The organism is Mangrovactinospora gilvigrisea (genome assembly GCF_001879105.1).
GTDB classification, from domain to species: Bacteria; Actinomycetota; Actinomycetes; order Streptomycetales; family Streptomycetaceae; genus Mangrovactinospora; species Mangrovactinospora gilvigrisea.
On the sequence record NZ_MLCF01000014.1, the window covers coordinates 1 to 19,043 of the forward strand.

Genomic DNA, 19,043 nt, shown 5'->3' on the forward strand with positions numbered 1-19,043 from the left:
CGCCGGGCCCCTAACTTCATGGCCTTGGGCTTTAGCCGGGCCGTGCCCGCCGACCGGTGCCGCCACCTCCTCGATATGCCCGATCTCCAGGACGCCACCCCCGACTGTCTCCACCGCATCACCGCCGCCCTGCGCACTCTGCCGGGGTGAGGTGCCGGGGCTTCGGCCGACCCCCGGGGCGGCACCCGGCCGGCACCGAAAGGGACCGCGCGCTGCTTCGACCACCGCTGGAGCTACTCCCACGGTGATCATTGATCAGGCCCTCGATCGACCGCGGTTGGGGCCGCCACCGAGCCCCAAGCCGCTGCGCCGGGTCAGCGTGCGGTTCCGCGCGGGCGCCGGCCGACGAACTGCGCGTCGTCGGTGGACCGTTCTACGTGGAGCCTCGCGGTCCGGTTCGCCAACGGCGTCGGGCCGTTGGCGGGTGCGGCGATGCTCGCCGCCGGCGGTCCGTCCGGCGGGACCGCACTGGCGGGCGTGCTGTCTGGCGGAGCAGCGGGAGCTGATCGTCGCGAACACCCGCGACGGGCTCACCGCAGCCCGGGCCCGCGGCGGCGTCGGCGGCCGCCGGCCGAGGCTCAGCGCGGACCAGGGCGCGCTCGCGCAGCACCTGTACGACGCGCGGGAGAAGACGGCCCAGCAGATCGCCGACCTGTTCGGCGTGCCCGGCTCCACCGTCTACGGACACCTCGATGAGGCCACCACCGTGCCCGGGCAGCCGAGGACGGACCCGTCGACCCAAATGCAGCCGACCCTCTGCCCTCCGCCGGAAATCGGCTTCGATACTGCTCTGGGGCCGTGTTAGCTTGCCTCGCCGCGGCGACCGTGGGCCCGAGAAATGCGATGGGGGCAGCGATGACAGGATTCAGCGACGGCGGAGCGGGTGCGGCCCTGCTGCGGGAGCACTGGGGCCTGACGCGCGTGACGGTGTCGGAACGCCTGCAGACCTTTCCCAGTCGCTTCGTTGAGCGCATCCAGGCCGATCAGGGCAGCTTCGCCGTGAAGGTCGATCAGGAGCCCGGCACGATGGTGGAGGGATCGGACCAGGTCCAGGCGGGCGTCGCAGCCCTCCTGCCCCGTCACGTCCCGACGATCATCCCGGACCGGACCGCATGCCTCTGGGCCATCGACCAGGGCCGCCGGATCACCGTTCACGAGGACATCGACGGCGGCCATCCGGCATCGGACCAAAGCACCTGGAGCCGCCTCGGCACGCTCCTGGCCCGGATGCACGCTCTGCCGCACGCGCCGAGGGCTTTTGCGATCCCGGTAGCGGTCGCGGCGGACGAACTGGACCGGCTGGCGGGCGACTACCCGTTCTGCGAGGACTTTCGCGCCCTGCTCCCAAGGGTGCGGCTCATTGACGACGAACCCGCGGCGACGATCCACGGCGAAGTCAACCTCAGCAACGTCCGGCAGCGCACCACCGGCGAACTGGTGCTCCTGGACTGGGACGCGGCCGGAGCCGGACCGATCGCGCTGGATCTGGGCTATCCGCTGATCTGCGTCTTCCACGACGAAGACCTGACCTGGCACGGCGAGCACGCTCGCGCCTTCTACACCGCATACGCGGCGAGCCGCGCGACGATCCTGCCGCCGCCCGAGCAGATCTTCAACGCCGCACTCATGCACGCCATGCGGTACCTCAGATTCGCGAACCCTGCCGCTCGATGGACCCGGATCCGGCACGTCATCGACCACGAGCGCGACCTCGTCGACCTTCTGGCGCACACCTTGCGCTGAGTGCCCCCCGCGCCGTCGCCGCGGCGGTCGGGACCGGGACTCCGCAGCCCGTCCAGGCGCCGCCGTGATCTGTGGGCTGGTGCGCAGCGACGACCGGGTGCGGCCGTGGTGCGGCGCGGAGCGGCCGGGCCGGGACGAGATGGCGCGGTGGGCCCGGGAGATGGGGGGCGGCTGGCGCTGCCATGGCGTCCACCAGTGGAGGGGATGCGACCGGTCGAGCGGTGAGCTCGTCGGGCGCGGCGGGCTGTCGCGGGTGTCGCCGGCCGCGGACTGCGGAGGTCGCGGTGGCCGGCCGGGACGGTGGCGAGCAGCATCCGCCAACACCTCGGCACCGCCTTTAAGGGGCCGGCCGCCGGTGGATAGCCCCGGCATCATAGCGACATAGCAATATTGGTCTTCGACGCCATAGCGGCAACGTCATAGCGTTGCGGTGTTCCTGACGGAGGGACAGAACAGCGGACGAGGGAGTTGCTGTGGCGGGTTTTGGTCGTGGGCCGGCGGGTGCGGAACGACGGGGAGGCCGGCGGAGCGGGCTCCGGGTGGCCGGGGCGATGGTTCTCGCCGCGCTGCTGGGTGTCGCCGCCGTCGGCGTCGGAGCGGGTGGCGCCGCGGCTGCCGACACGCCGGGAGCGCGGCGTGCCGAGGTCATCGACCTCAAGGTCCGCAACGACCAGTACCAGGAGGTGGACCTTGGATCCAAGGGGCCGAGCCTGGGGGACACCTACCTCTACTCGGGCATCGGGGTCAAGGACGGTCGGGATGTCGCAAGCGGCGGCGGGACCTGTCAGGTGATCCGCATCGATGGGGGTGCGCAGACCAGCCAGTGCGTCCTCACGATGGAGCTCGCGCGGGGCTCGCTGACGATGCAGTCGCTGTGGACGAGCGGCACAACGGGCCCGCTCGACATGGCCATCACCGGCGGGACGGGCGACTTCAAGGCCGCACGCGGCACCGTGCGCTTCTGGGACATCGCCACGCCGAACGAGCGGGCCCGCATGGAGATCCTGCGCTGACCCGCCACCGCCGCGCACCGATGGCTGCCGATCGTCGGACATGGGGCGGCACCCCACCGCCGGGGAGGTCACCGGGCCGTCCTGGCGCAGCAGCGCGTCGGTGAGCTCGACCAGCGCGTCCTGACGCCGTGCCAGGCAAGCGTCGAGGCCTTCCGCCGACAGCGCGGCGAGTACCACGGTGGCCACCAGCGCCGCGGCCAGCGCCCGCCCGGAGCGCAGGTGCTCCAGGCGGCGGCGCAGTTCCCCACCTGAACGCGGCCTTGTTCTCGGGGATGGCGCGCAGGTGGGTTGGATGGCTGGACAGGTTCACCAGGACGCCGGCGGGCGAGCGTCGTGGTTTACGGGCGGGCGCTGCTGGTTGTGCCGCCGGATGGAAGGGCGGCCTGGGCGATGCGGGCCGCGGCCTGGTCGGGTGTCAGGCCATCGACGCACAGCTGCAGGTCGGCGCCTGTCGGCCAACGGCCGGCGGTGCGCTGGTAGAAGGGCAGGGCGTGGGAGGGCGGCGGGCCGGCCACGCCGCGGGCGGCGAGGTGGGCCTCCAGGACGATCCGGGTGCAGTCGAGCACCACGACGAAGACGTGGTGGCCGTGCAGGCCGGAACGGGCGATCTGAAGGTCCTCCTCGCCGAGCAGCGCTATCTCGACGATTACGGGGATCCCGGTGTCGGCCCAGGCGCGGGCGGCTCCGATGTTGGCGGCGACGATCTGCTGCTCCGTCAGGCTGCCGGGCGGGATCGGCGGCGAGCACTGGTCGACCTCGTACAGCAGCCACGGGCCCGGCAGGACCTGCTGCAGGCGCCGTCCGATGGTGGACTTCCCAACGCCCGACGGCCCGGTGAGGATGATTGCGTTCGCAGGCATGCGCGGGAGGTTATCGCCGGGCGGTGTCTTCGAGGTCGGGTTGGGGCCGGTCGGGGGTCAGAATCCGAGGTGGATGTGGTCGTGGTGGACCTGGTTGGCGAAGGTGTCGGTGCGGAACCCGCGGCGGTCTCCGCTGGGCAGGTGCTGGTGCCGGGCGTCTGCTTCCAGGGCGGCGGAGCGCCGCCGGCCCGGGCAGCTCGGTCCGGGGCCCGGTTCCAGGCTGTCTGCGCTTGGGCCGCGGTGGCGGCGTGTCCGGGCCCATGCCCGGCCCGCCGGCGTCCTTGTGACGCTGGGTCATCCTGCTCCTTCGGCTCGGTCGCGGCCGGTCGCGGACCGGTGGCGAACGCAGGGCGTCGTGCCCATGGCGGGTGCGTGTAGGGGCCCGTTAGGGTCGGGCGAGCTGATCCGGGAGGCCCGTGTGTTACGCCGTGGCCCGAAAGCGCTTCGACTCCTTGCCCGCAACCGCGACTACCGCCGGCTCATGCTGGGCCAGACCGCGTCGAGTCTGGGCTCGGCCACCAGCTATTTCGCCCTTCCGCTCGCCGCGTTGGCGGTCACCGGGTCGACCGCCTGGGCGGGGTTGGTGGGGACCGCGCTGTATGTCGGGCAGGTGCTGTTCGGCCTGCCGGCCGGGGTGGTGGTGGACCGGTTGGACCGGCGCCGGGTGATGCTGGCCGCCGAGGCCGCGGGCCTGGTCCTGTACGCGGCCCTGGCCGTTCTGCTGGCCCTGGGCGACGCGGGCATCGGCGTGATCATCGCGGTCGCGTTCGCGACGGGCGTGGCGTCGGTGTTCTTCAACCCGGCCGAGTCGGCGTCGATCAAAGCCCTGGTCGACCCCGATGACCTGCCCACCGCGCTGGCCAACAACCTGGCGCGGATGAACGCCTCCTCGCTCCTGGGCGGACCGGTGGGCGGCGGCCTGTTCCAGCTGGCGCGGGCCGCGCCGTTCCTCGCGAACGCCGCCAGCTTCCTGGTCTCGGTCATCTCCCTGGCCCGCATCCGCCGCCCGCTGTCCGCCCCCGCCCGCGACGATGGGGCCCGTGACCTGCGTGCGGAGCTGTTGGCGGGGCTGCGGTTCATTGCCGCCGAGCCGGTGGTCCGCACCGTGGTGGCCGCGAACATGCTCGGCAGCCTGGCGTTCGGCTCGGGGCTGATGGCCCTTCAGCTGCACTGGGTTCAGTCGGGGACGCCGGCCGCGGTGGTGGGGGTGGTCACCATGGTGATGGCCGGGTGCGGGCTGGCGGGCGCGCTGCTGGCGCCGTCGGTCAACCGGCGGCTGCGGCCCTGGCAGCCTGCCGCCGCGGCCGGCCTGGCCTGGTGCGGCGCACTGCTGTGGGGGGCCGCCCAGGTGCCGGTCGCCGGCATCGCCGCGGTCTTGGGGGTGGGAAGCCTCATCCAGCCGGCCGGCTCGACCGCGCTGTCGGCGCGGATCCTGCACCTGACGCCCGACGCCCTGCAGGGCCGCGTGCAAAGCGCGGCCTGGGTGTGTGTGCGGGCGATCCCGGCCGCGGCGCCGCTGCTGGGAGGCCTGCTGCTGCAAAGCGGGGACCTCGCAGTGTCGTTCCTCGCGCTCGCGGCGGTCCAACTGGTGGCGGTTGCGCTGTTTCTGACGGCGGGCATACGCACGATCCCGCGCCCGGCGGCCTGGACGGCGCCGACAGCCGACACGGCCGGCTGAGTACCGGGACGTCGGCGCCGGTCCCGAGCGCGGCCGCCACCGGGCCGACCGTGATCCCCTGCGCCTGGAGATTCCGGCCCGGTCCGGTCCGGCCGGGCAGGACCCGGCGCGGCCACCGACGCTGTCGATGTACGGGCGGACATCCCCGGGCGCGTCCGGATGAGCGGCCCCTGATGTCGGACCGCCTCGGGCTTGAGCGCTGTGGCCTGGGGATTGTTCAGATTCAGTGCGTGCTGCTCAGGTTGGGTCACGATGAGTGCGTGCTGATCAGTTTGGTTGATCGTTGGTATGGCGGCGGATCAACCGGTCCGGAGCTGCGCCTCGACCTGGTGCCGCAGATAGGCATCGGGGTGGCCCCGGGCGATCCGCAGAACCTGCTCGGCAACGCCGCGAAGGTGCGGCGGTACGGCGTCGGGCCGCAGGGCCAGGCCGGGCAGGAGGCAGCGGCGCACACGCATGTCCGTGGTGGCGACGAACGCGTGCAGCGCCTGTTCCTGCCACTGGCGGTGCAGCTGGGCGCGAACTCCGGCGTTGGGTTCGGGCGCGGGCGGCCATGCCTCGAACTTCTCCACCGGGAGGGGCAGGTGGGACCAATACCAGGCGTTCGCGGCGCCGGCCCGCTCCGGATCCGTCCCCTCGGCCAGCTTCGCCAGCAGGGTGCGCTGGACCCGCGTGGTGCCGGCGATGGCCAACGCGGGTTCGAGGAGCATCCGGTTGAGGCTGACGTCGGGGTCCAGCACGGCGGCGCCGATCACGGCCTCGAACGCGCCTGCGGGCAGCGGCCGCGGCTGGTAGAGGCTGCGGCGGACGGCGAAGCGGGCCGTAGCGGCCCAGCGATGCCATGCGTAGCCGGAGGCCTGCGGCCCCAGCAGTGCCGGCGGATCGCCGCCCAGCAGCCGCGCCGCTTCGAAGATCCGCAGCCGGAATCCCGCGAGGTACCGGGGATCGGGGCCGGGCCGGGCGGTGGATCCCGCGCCGTCCTCCATGGTCGCAAGTATGGCGGCCGCAGCGCGGCGGCGGTTCATGGCAGCTCCAGGCCGGCCTCGGTGAGCGCCGCGCGCTGATGGTCGGTCAGCTTCGCGCGTCGGGCGGGGGATTTGAGGTTGGACAGGGCCACCCCCAGCCTGATCTCGACGGGGTCGGCGCCGTCGGCGAGGACGACGTGCTCGACGTGCCCGCGGGGGACCTTCGCTGTCCCCTCCCGCTCTACGTACTGGCGCAGCGCGGCCAGCGCCTTGTCGAAGGCGCTGAGCGCCTTCCAGGAGCCGTCTCCAGTCTCGGCGCGCTCGTCGGCCTTCGGGGTGATGCCGAGGCCCTCAAGGAGCTCCTGCTGGCGGTCCGTCAGCGCGTCCCAGACCTCGGGGCGTTGCTGGCGGGTGATCCAGGTGCCGATGTCGTCGCCGAAGACGGTCACCCCGGGCAGCAGGACCTCGAGCTTCTCGCCGTCGTCGATCAGCTGCTTGACGTAGACGTAGGCGCGCTGCCAGTCCGCGGGCCAGCCGGGGTTCCAGTCCTTGTCGATCGCCCTCAGGTCCTTCTCCCGCTCCGGGTAGCCGGCCAGCGCCCCCGTGCGCCGAAGATTCGACAGAAAGTGCCCCACCCGGACTCCGTCGACCTCGGCGTCCCGGGGCGCCGCCAGCGTTCCGTGGACGTCGTAGTAGGCGCGGGCGGCGGCCAGGTTCTTGTGGAAGCGGGTGTCGGCGACCGACCAGACCATGCCGAGCTCGTCCAGCAGCTCGGCCCGCCAGGCCTTGAGGGCACCGAGCTTGAAGGCGCGGCGCTGCTCGCTCACCCACGCCCCCAGCGCGTACGTCTCCGTGGTGCTCTCGTCGACGTCGGCTGCATCCCGGGCCGTCGCGCCGAGCGGGACGACGGCGTCCAGAGGCACACGTGCGTCGCCGTGGTCGGCGACCCAGTGGCGCAGGGCGTTGTAGCCGGCCAGCCAGACCTCGGAGTCGGGGTAGAGGACGCGGGTGCGCAGGAAGGCGGCGATGACGTCGGGGTTGCGGGGCAGGGAGAAGCGCAGCAGTGGCTCCGACGGCTTCCGCACCCGCATCTCCGGGTTGGAGGCCCCTTTCCGGCGCCGGTCGTCCGCGGCCGCGGCGTCACCCGCGCCGTCCTGCTCCTCGGCCTCGGCGGCGGCATCCTCCGACGCGACGTCGTCGTCCGCGTCCCGGTCTTCCTCCTCCGGGCGGTTGGGGTCCAGGGCGAGGACGCCGGTGGCCTGGCCGCCGGCGCCGCGGGCGGCGAGCACCATGGATTCGACCGCTCGTTCGTCGTGCGCCCGGAGACCTTGAAGCAAAGCTACTACTGGTCGGTAGCTTGAGGAGGCCATCATGTCCTCCGGGTCCTCCCCGGGATGCAGGAAGACCGGCACGATCAGCCGGGCGACCTTGCCCTCGCCGGGGTTCTGCCGCAGGCCGCGGCCGATGATCTGGACGATCTCCACCGGAGAGCAGCGCGGGTCGGCGAACACCACGCCGTCCACCCCGCGTGTGCCGCGGATGTCGACACCCTCGCCCAGGACCCGGCAGGAGGACAGGATGCCGAAGTCGACGACCCAGCCCTCCTCGTCCAGGCCGTCGGCGAACCGGGCCAGGACCTCTCTGCGCTCGGCGGCGGGATGCTCCCCGCACAGCCAGTCGGCGCCGACCCGCTTGGGGTAGGTGTGCGGGTCGGTAGCGCGCAGTTCGGCGGCGGTCTCGGGCAGGGCGCGGGCGAAGGCGAGGGCGTCCAGGGTGCGGGTGTGAAAGGTCATCAGGGAGCGGGCGCCGACTGCGTCCGCGTGCGTGAGCAATGCGGCCTGCAGCGCGGCCAGGCGCCGGCCGCGCACCAGCTCCGGATCCGCATCCGGCCCCGGGTCGCCCCATTCGCGGATCTCCAGGACGTCGATCTCGAACCCTGCCAGGATGCCCCGCTCGCAGGCCTCCATCAGCCCGAGTTCGTGCAGCACCGGCCCGAACAGGCGTACGTCATCCATGGAGGCCACCAGCCCCGCCGGCGTACCCGACTTCGGACCCGAGCTCTCGGCGGCAGCCGCGGACTTGGGCGTCACGGCAGCTCCCCGTCCCCGGCGGCCGCCGCGGCCCCGACCGTCCTCCTGCTCGGCGGAGCCGGGTGGCGCCTGCCACAGCCGCGGGGTGGCGGTCATGTACAGCCGCCGCTTCGCGGGGATCCGGTCCTGGTCGTGGACGGCCGCCCAGGCCTTCGCGGCGTCGCCCGAACTCCGGTGCGCCTCATCGATGATCAACAAGTCGAACGGCGGCATCCGTTGGCCCCAGGTGCCGCGCAGCGCCTGCTCCAGCACCCCGGGACCGCCACGGGCATCCTCCGAGCTGGCGACGCCGAGTTCCGCCTCGCCGTCGTCGTCCTGGCCGACGAGGCTGGCGTAGGTCGCGATCACGACCAGGGGGCCGCCGCCGGCGGTCCACAAAGCGAGGCGGGTGGGGTGGGTGGTGCAGCGCACGTCCAGCTGCTCCAGGTACGGGTCGTCGCCGAGGGAGCAGACGGCGACCATGGGCGCGGTGTGGCCGGCGGTCCGCCACTGGGCCACCGTCTGGGCGATCAGGTCGAGCGTGGGGACGATGATCCCGATCATGCCGTGGGGAACCAGGCGCTTGGCGGCCACGGCAGCGGTGATGGTCTTTCCGGTGCCGGTTGCGGAGACCAGCTGCCCGCGCAGCCCGCAGTCCGGGACCCGCCCGTCCGCGGGGAGTTCAAGCCCGCGGACGATCGCCTCGACAGCGGCCGGCTGATGCGGATGCAGACGCAGGCGCGGGCCGCTCATGTGGTGCTCCCGGTGGTGCTCGGGGTTGTCTGGGCGGGCCGGGGCGACCCGGGGCCCATTAGCGACGCCCGGGGGGTCGGCTTGGGCCTGGTCGGTCGAGACCGGCGCGCAGGGTGCGGCCGCCTGGGGCGCTGCCGCATACCGGGGCGCTCTCCGCCGTCGCGGTCCCGTTCGAGGCGCGGCCCGGATGCCCGCGGCCGCGGGATCGCCGGCAGCCCCCGAGTGGTGAACGGGCCCGCTGCAGGCCGATGGTGATCGTGAGTCGGGACCGGCGTATCGGGACCCGGGTTGCGGACCTTCGGGCAGAACCGCGGGAACGGGTCTGCGAGAGCATTGCTCACGTTCGATTTGCAATTCACGTTGGAGTGACGTCCGCTCGCTCCTCCTGTTTGGCGTCTAATCTCTGCGGAGTGCCGAGGATCAAAGTCAGCGTGATCGTGCCTGTTTATAACACCGGCGTCTACATCGACACCTGCGCGCCGTCGCTGCTGGGTCAGAGTCTTTCCGCCGACGAGTACGAAGTCATCTACGTCGACGACGGCTCCAACGACGACACGCCGGCCCGGCTGGAGAAGTTGGCGGCCGTCCACCCGCAGGTGCGGGTCCACACCCGGCCCAACTCGGGCTGGCCGGGCGCGCCCCGCAACCTCGGCATGCAGGTCGCGCGGGGCGAGTACCTGCAGTTCGTCGACCACGATGATCTGCTGGGCCGCGAGGCCCTGGAGCGGTTGTACGCGCACGCCACGAGGAACGCCTCCGATGTGGTGGTCGGCAAGATGTCCAGCACCATGGTCCGACCCCGGCGCCTGTTTCGGCACACCGTGGACACCTGCACGATCGACCACGACGAACTGATGCAGAGCCTGACGCCGCACAAGATGTTCCGGCGCGCCTTTGTTCAGGAACACGGGCTGCAGTTTCCGGAGGGGCCGTGGTTCTTCGAGGACATGTTCTTCGTCGTCTCCGCCTACCTCAAGGCGCAACGCATCTCCGTCCTGGCCGACTACCCGTGCTACTACTGGATGAAGCGCGACGACGGCGGCAACAACACCCGGCACCGCTTCGACCCGCGCTATGGATTTTGGCCCAATGTCCGCACGATCGTCCGTCAGATCACGGACGGCACCCTGGCGTCCGGCGACCCCGACGCCCTGCAGAACCGCCTGCTGCACCGGATGTACCACGTCGAGATCCTCTCCCGCGCCCGTGAGCCGGAGATCCTGCGGGAGGAGCCGTCCGTCCAGCGGCCGCGCTTCCAGGCGGCGCGCAAGCTGGCCCTGGAGTTCCCGCCCGCCGTGTGCGAGGGGCTGCCGGCCGTGACACGCCTGCGTGCCGACCTGCTGCAGCGCGGCGACTACGACGGCGCCCGCGCGCTGGCCGAGCGGGTCAGCCGACTGCGCGCCGACGCCGTGATCGGCCGCCCGGGTTGGGAGGACGGCTGTCTGACCGCCGAGGTGACGGTGCGGCTGCTGCATGACGACGGCGCGCCGCTGGAGCTGCGGCAGCGGGACGGGGCGTGGTGGCTGGACCCGGCGCTGCTGGCCGGAGTGCCGGGGACGAAGGAGGGCTGGCCGGTGCGCGACCCCTTCCGGCTGGCGTACGCGGAGGTGGTGATCAAGGACCGGGACCGGGGCGACTGGTGGTACCCCGAGGGCGACCTGCAGCCGCAGCTGCAGCCGCTGTCCGCGGGCCGGTGGCAGCTGGCCGCAACCGGGCGCATGCGCCTGGACCCGCGGCGGCTGGCCGGCGGGCGGCCGCTGCGGCGCGGTGTCCACGACGTGTGGGCCTACCTCCAACTGCTGGGGGTGGACCGGATGGCCCGCATGGGCGGCACCGCTACGCCGGGCAGCCCGGCCGCTGGCGCGGCGCTCATCGACGGGCACCTGGCCCTGCCGTACTGGACCGCCGGCGGCCAACTGGCGCTCGACATCGACCAGCGACAGCGCCGACTCGGCCCCGACACACTCCCGGCCGCCGCCGCGAACACCGCGCGCGGCAGGCGCTCCCTGCCGCTGCCCCACATCGCGGCGGCCGGCACCGCCGCGGCCGGCATCGGCGTCGTTGTGGCATCGACGCCCCTCAAGGCCGAGCTGCTCGCGCAGGGCCAGGTCGCGCATCTGCGCCTGCCTGCCGACCTCGGCCTTCCCACCGGCCGCCACGCGGTCACCCTGCCGCCCTGCGATGCCCCGATCGCCTTTGCGGTGGTGCGCGACGGGGCCCTGCTGCGGCTGGAGGGGCCGGAGTGCCGGGCCGGCATCGGACGCCGCCTCGCCGACGACCTCGCACACCGCGCGTCGAGGCGGACGCGGTCGGGCGGCAAGCGGTGATCCCGCAGTGCCGCGGCCGGCACCCGGGCCTTGAGGGTCCGGTGCCGGCGGCCGCGGGCCTGCTGATGTCGGACTCGAGTCGGGCGGGGTGGTCCACCGGCGTGCGCGGGTGAAGCAGGCCGGGCGCGGAGCGCCACGGTGCGAACGCCAGGCCCAGGACGGGGCCCGCGTATGGCCGCAGGAGGAACGCGCCGGCCCAGGAAGGTGGGTGGCTTCGTCCGGTCAGCGCAGAACCCCGAGAGCTCCAGGCACGTGGGCCGGTGCCGCCGGCGGTTCCGGCTCGGGCCGACCCCGGTGCACAGCTCGCCGCTCACCCGCGGCGGCAGCGGGGGAGCCGCTAGCCCTCGGCCAGGTCATCGTCCTCCTCGTCGCGCCGGATGACGAGGCATGACAGCTGTGAGCGTGCACGGGCCAGGGCGCCGGCCAACTGCTCGGCGCCGGCACGGACCTCCTCCAGGCGCGCTTCGCAGCGCTGCAGGTGCTCATCGAGATCGACGGACCGCCCCGCGATCGCGAGACGGCCCCGCACGTCCTCTTCCTTCAGGAAGGCCCAACCGTCGGTGCTGATGCGCGGGAGTTCGGCCGCGAGCCCGTGCAGGGCCTGGAGCGTGGCGGCGACCTCGGCGGGGTGGCGGTAGCAGCCGTCCCGCGAGCGATCTGCGGTGCCGGGCCCGATCGCGCGGATGCGGTCGCGGGCTTGTGCGGCAAGGCCGGCCGGGGTCGAGTCGTTCACGCGGCGCCTTCCGGGCGTGGAGATGTTCCAACTCATTCGGGCAGGCGGGTCGTGCCGCCCCTCGTCGGGAACAGCCGGTATCTGCGCCTGTTTTCGCCAATCTAGCGGAAGCTTCGGGCCGCCGTGAGCGTCGGGTCTGGAGTGCGAGATTGATATGAAGAAATGGTTATCGCAGGTATGGTGCACGGTCTGCTCCATTGATTTCCTTCGCGCCCGCCAGGAACCTCCGCCACCTCGCGCGCCCCTCGCGGCGCAATGGTTGTTTACGCGCCCCGGGGCGCATTAGTTCCAATCTCGGGTTGGGCAGGGCGCGGTCTTCGGACGCCCTCGCCTGGTGCGATGCGCACATTTGCCGGATGCGTCGAGATCGCCGCGCGTTTCTCTGAATATCCTCTGGGTAGCCTGTGTGAACGGCCTCAAACTCTGTTGCCGGTGGACGAGTTGGTGCGGGAGGGGAACGGCTTCATGTCGGTCGAGCAGTCAGCAGTTCCGGGTGTGTCGGACAGCAACTCCAAGGATCTGCGTCTGACGCATCCGGATACGTATCAGCGCTACTCGGAAAAGCGGATCCAGCTGGCGGCGGAGGCGACCGCGGGGGAGTGGCGGACGGTAGATTTCCAGTGGCGCCGCTATACCACCGACGCCGACTCGGGATGGATCCAGATTCCGCCCGAGGACCTGACGCCGCGCCCGGCGCAGTGGCCCGCCCCCGTGGAACCGGCGCCTGCAGCGGATGCCTCGACGGAGGCTGCCGCGGGCGGCGTGGTGAGCCCGACGTTCGCCTGGGATGCGGTGCGCACGGTTCCCTCGGACGGTCAGATCCAGGTGCGGGCGCGGTTTTTCACCGACGACGGCCCGGCTCCTGTTCCGGCTGCGGACGGTCAGTGGCTCCTGAACGAGGACACCGGGCGGATCGCCAACGACTGGGTGGCCGGCAACAACGGTGTCCTGTCCCCGTCGGTGACCTGGTCCAGCGAGCACGGCGGATCCGTGGTGTTCAACGGCACGAACGGTGAAATCGCGACGAGCGGCCCAGCGGTGGACACCACCGGCAGCTTCACCGTCGCGGGATGGGTCAAGGCCGCCGCCGGCAAGCAGGGCATCCACACGTTCCTCATCCAGCCGGGGCGCCACGTCTCGGCGTTCTATCTGGAGTACTGGTCCGGCGGCGAGTTCGTCTTCTCCCGCCCGTTGGCCGATTCGGTCCCGGGCTCGGTGAGCGTGCGGGCCCCGTTCCAGGCCAACCGGTGGACGCACGTCGCGGGCGTCTACGACGTCGGCACCAACGAGATGACGCTCTACCTCGACGGCGTCGCCCGGCAGACCGCGGTGTTCACCGGCACCGGATTCGCCTCCGGACCGCTGACGATGGGACACGGCTTCGTCAGCGACCAGGTCGGCAACTGGGCCGACGGATCGCTCAGCGACGTGCGGGCCTTCAACCGCGCACTCACACCTGCGCAGATCAGCGACCTGGTCGCACCGGCCGCCGCGTCTCCAGGAGCCACCGCTGCGGTGGAGGTGACGCTGGACCGGTTCGGACTGGCCGACTCGCACGCCATCGCCAAGCTGGATCCCGGCCGCGTCAGCCTGCTGACCGGAGCATTCGAGGTCACCGACGCGGACGTGAGCATCGGCAGCCACAGCGGGGGGATGGGACTGTCACGCACGTTCGTCTCCTCCGACCCCGACAGCGAGGAGTCGGGGCTGTTCGGTCCCGGCTGGCGCTCGATCATCAAGGTTCCCGGCGCTGGGGCGGACTATCAGGCGCTGGTCGACACCGGGCCGGGAGCCGTCGAGATCCGTGAAGAAGGCGGCAGCATGCTGCCGTTCGTCCAGGAATCCGGGACCATGACCGGCCCGGCGACCTACAAGGGCGTCTCGGACGCCGCCGCGATGCACCTGACGCTGGAGTTCGACGGCCAGCGCACCTACGCCCTCACCGACCGTGCGGGAAACTCCGTCACCTTCACCCGTCGCGGGTCCGGGGTGGGGCACGGCGGGTGGAAGGTTCCCGCCTACTTTCTGCCGCTGCGCGTCACTCTCGCCGCCCCCGATGCGTCCGCGGCACGCCTGTCCCAGGTCACCTACGATGCGGCGACAGGCTGGCCCACCGAGGTGGACGCCGCCAACCCGAACGGCGGCCTGTGCACTCCCGGAAGCTTCATGGCCGGCTGCCGCGCCCTGGTGTTCCACTACGAGGACCTGCCCGGCGGCAAGCGCTGCACGCGCGTGTCCTACAAGCACCAGGACAACGGCTCCGGCGGGGCCGCCCCCGCACCCATCCTGATGCCGGTCGCCGAGTACGCCTACGACGACACACACGGCCGGCTGGTCAAGGCCACCGATCCCCGCACCAATCTGGCCACCGCCTACACCTACGATGCGGACGGCCGCCTGGAAACCGTGACCCCGCCCGGCGAGGCGCCCTGGCACCTGCACTACACACCCGATCCCCAAGACCCGGCTGACACGTGGAATGCCGATGGTCCGCCCACCCACAACGCACTGGAAGCAGCGCCCCCCGCGCATGCGCGGCTGACGAAGGTGGTCCGCACCCACGACGCGGAGCACGGCGGCACCTCGGAGTCCACCGCCGTCGTCTACGGCCTGCCGCTATCCGGCCCGGGCCTGCCGGACCTGTCCGCGGCCTCGGTGGCGCGCTGGGCGCAAAAGGACATCCCCACCGACGTCTCGGCGGTCTTCCCACCTGGCCACAACCCAGCCAGCACCCATCCGAGCGACATCACCCCGGAGGAGTTCAGCTGGGCGGCGATCACCGGCATCGACGTCAACGGCCGCGCCGTCAACACCGCGGCCTGGGGCGGCACCGCCGACCCCGACACCGCAGCCGAGATCGAACCCGGCTGGCGCATCACCACCACCGAGTACGACGCGAAGGCGCTCGGCAACAAGGTGCGGACGCTGAGCGCCAACAACCACTACCGGGCACTGCGCCAAGACCCGGACGGCTCGCAGGGAACCGCGACGCGGATCGACACCCGGCACTACTACAGCGCCGACGGCAAGGAGCACCTGGACTCCTACGGACCGGCCCACCCGGTCTACGACGCCCACCCCGGCCCAGCCCCGGCGCCCGGCCTGACCGGCCGATGGATCCTGAACGAGGGCGGCGGCAGCATCGCCTACGACGCCTCCGGGCAGGGCCATCCCGGAGCCGTCGATCCTGACGTCGCCTGGCAAGACGACGCTGTGCGCGGCACCGTCGCGCTCTTCCCCGGTGGCCCGGAGGCGACGGTCACCGTGGATGCCGAACCGGTCGACACCGCACGGGACTTCACCCTCACCGTCTGGGCGCGCCTGGATGGCGCAGAGCGGGACGGGGCCGTCCTCAGCCAAGCCGACCTGGGGCGGGACCGCCTGGCCCTCGGCTACTCGGCGGAGCGCGGCAGGTGGACGTGGTGTGTGGTCGGCGGCGACGACGCCGCATGCGCGATCGCGACGGCTCCCGCCCAGGTCGGCACCTGGACCAGCCTGGTCGCCACCTACAACGCCGCCTCCGGCCAGATGCAGATCTATGTCGACGGGCGCCTGGGGAGCGTCGGGCATGCACGCCCCGAGCGGCCAACAGAAGCAGGGCGCCTGACGATTGGCGGCGCCCGCCACGCCGGCCTCGGCTTCACCGGCGCGATCAGCGACGTCCGCACCTACGACCGGCTGCTGAACCCCGGCGAGATCCGCCTCCTGCCGCAAGCACCCGCACCGGGGGAGCCGGCCGTGTGGGCCCGCGAGCACACCCACACCAGCTACGACACCGGCACCGAGGACGGCCACCCCGGCGGCGGCCGCCTGCACCTGCCGATCCGCACCGTCAAGGACGCGGTGCCGGCCAACCTGACCCCGCCCACCGGCTGGTGGCGGCTGAACGACGGCCACGGCACGAGCGCCGCCGACACCCTCGGCGCCAACACCGGCACCACCGGCGGAACGGTGACCTGGTCCACCGACCGCGGCGGCTGTGCCGTCCTGGACGGCCAGGACGGCCGCATCACCACCCTCGGCCCGGCCATCACCGGCAGCGGCTCGTACTCGGTCGCCGCCTGGGTCAAGACCAACACCGCCGCCCCCCAGGACGCCTACCAGACCGTCGCGGCCCAATCCGGCACCAGCACCAGCGTGTTCGTGCTGCGCTACGCCAAGGACACCGACCGCTGGCAGTTCGGCGACCCCAGCGGTGAGCTCGCGACCTCCGAGCACCCCGCCCTCACCGCGACCTGGACGCACCTGGTCGGCGTCTACGACGCCGCCACCCACACCGTCACGCTCTACGTCGACGGCCACCACGCGGGCAGCGCCCCGGCAGCCGTCCCGCACCCCCAGGCCGACGGCGGCCTGGAGATCGGACGCTCCCAAAGCGACGGCGCGTTCGGGAACCACCTGCACGGATCGGTCGCCGACGTCCGCATCTACGACCGCGCCCTGTCGGACGCCGAGATCGCCGTCCTGCCCGATGCCGGCAGCGGCATCGGCCTGCCCGCGATCGGCGACGTCCAGGAAAGCAGCCGCGCCTACACCCTGGGCAGCGACCACTCCGGCTGGGCCATGCGCACCCCCCTGGTGACTACCAGCGACCCCGACGGGCTGCACCTGGCGACCACCATCACCTTCACCCCCGCCGGGCTAAGGTCCGCAGCCACCCTGCCCGCCGCCAACGCCAGCGGCCCGGTCGCCGACTCCAAGGACCCGCACACCGCCCGCACCAGCTACTACGGCCAGGCCGACAGCTCCGACCCGGACACCGGGAACAGGCCCGCCTGGGGCGGCCAGCTGTGCAAGTCCTTCCGCTCCGGCCAGCCGGACACTCCTGGACTTCCCCATCTGCCGACCCGGTGGATCAAGTCCTACACCGTCTGGGGCGCCCCGATCGAGGTCCGGGACACCGTCACCGACGCCGCCGGACACACCCAGACCCGCACCACCACGACCACCTACGACCCGCACACCTGGCGCATCACCAAGGTCGAGGCGACCTCCACCATCGGCGAACCCCTCCCGGCGGTCACCACCGACTACGACCCGGCCACCGGCCGCGTGACCGCCACCTCCACCACCGCCGACAAGGTCACCACCACCATCAGCCGCGGCTACGACGACTTCGGCCGCCCAACCTCCTACACCGACGCCGACGGAGCCACCACCACGACCGTCTACGACGCCGACGGGCACCCGGTCGAGGTCACCGACCCGCACGGCACCCGCACCCGGACCTGGTCCGGCGAGGGCGAGCACCGCAACCTCACCACGCGTGTTGCCGATACCGGCGTCGACGGCCCGTTCACCGGCGCCTACGACCCCGACGGCAAGCTCACCGCCCAGACCTACCCCGGCGGCATTCACGCGACCACCCGCAGCGACGAGGCCGGGCACGCCGTCGCCCTGCGCTACGCCCGCGACGCCAATCTCCTGCTGGGCTTCACCCGCGGCTACGACGGCCTGGGAAGGGTCTGCCGGACCGCCTCCCGCGACTCCGCCCAGATCCTCCGCTACGACCACATCGGACGCCTGCAGACCGTCCTGGACACCGACACCACCACTCCCGGCCGACCGACGACCGCCCGCACCTACAGCTTCGACCCCAACTCCAACCGCACCGCGACCACCACCGCAGCACCGACGGCGCACGGCCACCCCGCGGCAGCCGGCTCCTCTCGCCTGCACACCTACGACGCCGCCGACCGACTCCTGCCCCAGGGCGCGGACGCCGGCCTGGCCTACGACGCCTTCGGCCGCACCACCCTGCTGCCCGCCGCCACCACCCCCGGCGCAGGATCCCCCGGCGCCGCCGACCTCACCCTCGGCTACTACCTCAACGACCTCATCCACACCCAGCGCCAGGCCGGCCGCACCATCACCTACCGCCTCGATCCCGCCCGGCGCCTGGCCCACCGCACCGACACCGCCCAGCCCGGACGCACCCAGACCAACCACTACGCCGGCACCGGTGACTCCCCCAGCTGGGTGGAAGAACTGGACGGCACGACCACCAGAAACCTCACCGACCTCACCGGGGCGCTCGCCCTGACCGCCTCCAGCAGCGGCCGCCTCGTGCTCCATCTCGCCTCCCTGCACGGCGACACCACCGCCACCCTGCAGGCCGAGGCCCACCAACTGAGCACCTACCGTGAAACCACCGAGTACGGCCTGCCCCGCACCCCCACCACCCACCCGCCCCGCTACGGCTACCTCGGCGCCCACCAGCGCCAAACCGACACCCCCACCGGCCTGCTGCTGATGGGTGTGCGCCTGTACAACCCGGCCCTCGGCCGCTTCCTGCAAACCGACCCGAAACCCAACGGCGCCACCAGCACCTACCTCTACGCCAACGCCGACCCGATCAACCGCCTCGACCTCAACGGCCAAGCCTCCATCTCCAGCGAGCTGCGCCAGTTGTGGCACTTCCTCACTACCAAGAAGCACCTGAAGGACTGGGCGGACTTCCTCAGCCACGAGAGCACCCTCACCGGCTTTGCCGCCCTCGGCACGCTCCCCATTCCGTTCTTCGACCTTGTTGCCTTCACTACTCTCGGGTCCATCTCCACCGTCGAAGGCGAGGCCGCAACTTTGCTGTATGCGGCAGCCGGGGACAAGAAAGCCGAGTGGTTCGGCGTCGCCGGCCTGGCCGCAGGCGGGCTTGGGAGCCCGCTTGGCGCGGTCTTCGACGATGCCGGGCTCCTGGGGGCGGCGGAAAAGGAGTTCGCCCTGGCCCTGTCGACCGCAGGCTCAGCTCTTATCGGCTGGCTGAGCCGGTAGGGCCCAGCGCCGGGCCGACCCCTACGGGCGGTCACGAGGAGGCCGATGTGTGCGACGCCACCTCCGGTGGGGCCCTCCGGAACGTAGGCTGACCTGCGGCTGTCGCCTTGGTGGGCTGATGGGTCGGATGG

The 19,043-nt window shown here is 72.2% G+C and carries 10 protein-coding genes; 6 read left to right on the forward strand and 4 right to left on the reverse strand.

The genetic code is table 11. The features are described 5' to 3' along the window. Positions 1 to 424 precede the first annotated feature (424 nt). From BIV57_RS25795 to BIV57_RS04335, 3 genes are all read left to right on the forward strand, one after another. A complete protein-coding gene (locus BIV57_RS25795) occupies positions 425 to 805 on the forward strand; it encodes a hypothetical protein (protein WP_245797421.1) in 381 nt (126 codons plus the stop codon). Between the two features lie 50 nt (positions 806 to 855). Further along, positions 856 to 1,743 (forward strand): phosphotransferase enzyme family protein, encoded by an 888-nt coding sequence (locus BIV57_RS04330; protein WP_175548659.1) that lies wholly within the window; start codon positions 856 to 858, stop codon positions 1,741 to 1,743. Between the two features lie 539 nt (positions 1,744 to 2,282). Beyond that, positions 2,283 to 2,756 carry a dirigent protein gene (locus BIV57_RS04335; protein ID WP_217651685.1) on the forward strand — a complete coding sequence of 158 codons (474 nt, stop codon included), beginning with the start codon at positions 2,283 to 2,285 and terminating at the stop codon, positions 2,754 to 2,756. 338 nt (positions 2,757 to 3,094) lie between these two features. Here the strand turns inward: BIV57_RS04335 and BIV57_RS04340 are convergent, their stop codons facing one another. After that, complete coding sequence (locus BIV57_RS04340) at positions 3,095 to 3,616, reverse strand: phosphotransferase-like protein (RefSeq protein ID WP_071655295.1); 522 nt, start codon at positions 3,614 to 3,616, stop codon at positions 3,095 to 3,097. Positions 3,617 to 3,977: 361 nt separating this feature from the next. On the opposite strand from BIV57_RS04340, the gene BIV57_RS04345 reads away from it, so the two are divergent. Beyond that, entirely contained in the window at positions 3,978 to 5,294 is a 1,317-nt protein-coding gene (locus BIV57_RS04345) for an MFS transporter (RefSeq protein ID WP_265736977.1), read from the forward strand. Positions 5,295 to 5,593: 299 nt separating this feature from the next. Here BIV57_RS04345 and BIV57_RS04350 read toward each other — a convergent pair whose 3' ends face one another. Beyond that, complete coding sequence (locus BIV57_RS04350) at positions 5,594 to 6,280, reverse strand: hypothetical protein (protein WP_079169998.1); 687 nt, start codon at positions 6,278 to 6,280, stop codon at positions 5,594 to 5,596. 35 nt (positions 6,281 to 6,315) lie between these two features. Further along, positions 6,316 to 9,081: a DEAD/DEAH box helicase gene (locus BIV57_RS04355; RefSeq protein ID WP_071655297.1), complete on the reverse strand. Its 2,766-nt coding sequence runs from the start codon at positions 9,079 to 9,081 to the stop codon at positions 6,316 to 6,318. Positions 9,082 to 9,491: 410 nt separating this feature from the next. Between BIV57_RS04355 and BIV57_RS04360 the strand changes: the two genes are divergently transcribed. Then, positions 9,492 to 11,408, forward strand: coding sequence for a glycosyltransferase family 2 protein (locus BIV57_RS04360; RefSeq protein WP_071655298.1), 1,917 nt, complete (start codon positions 9,492 to 9,494; stop codon positions 11,406 to 11,408). Between the two features lie 337 nt (positions 11,409 to 11,745). Here BIV57_RS04360 and BIV57_RS04365 read toward each other — a convergent pair whose 3' ends face one another. Beyond that, complete coding sequence (locus BIV57_RS04365; protein WP_139275444.1) at positions 11,746 to 12,339, reverse strand: hypothetical protein; 594 nt, start codon at positions 12,337 to 12,339, stop codon at positions 11,746 to 11,748. Between the two features lie 234 nt (positions 12,340 to 12,573). Between BIV57_RS04365 and BIV57_RS26330 the strand changes: the two genes are divergently transcribed. Continuing rightward, positions 12,574 to 18,912, forward strand: a complete 6,339-nt coding sequence (locus tag BIV57_RS26330; protein WP_175548661.1) for a LamG-like jellyroll fold domain-containing protein — start codon at positions 12,574 to 12,576, stop codon at positions 18,910 to 18,912. The last annotated feature ends 131 nt before the right edge of the window (positions 18,913 to 19,043 follow it).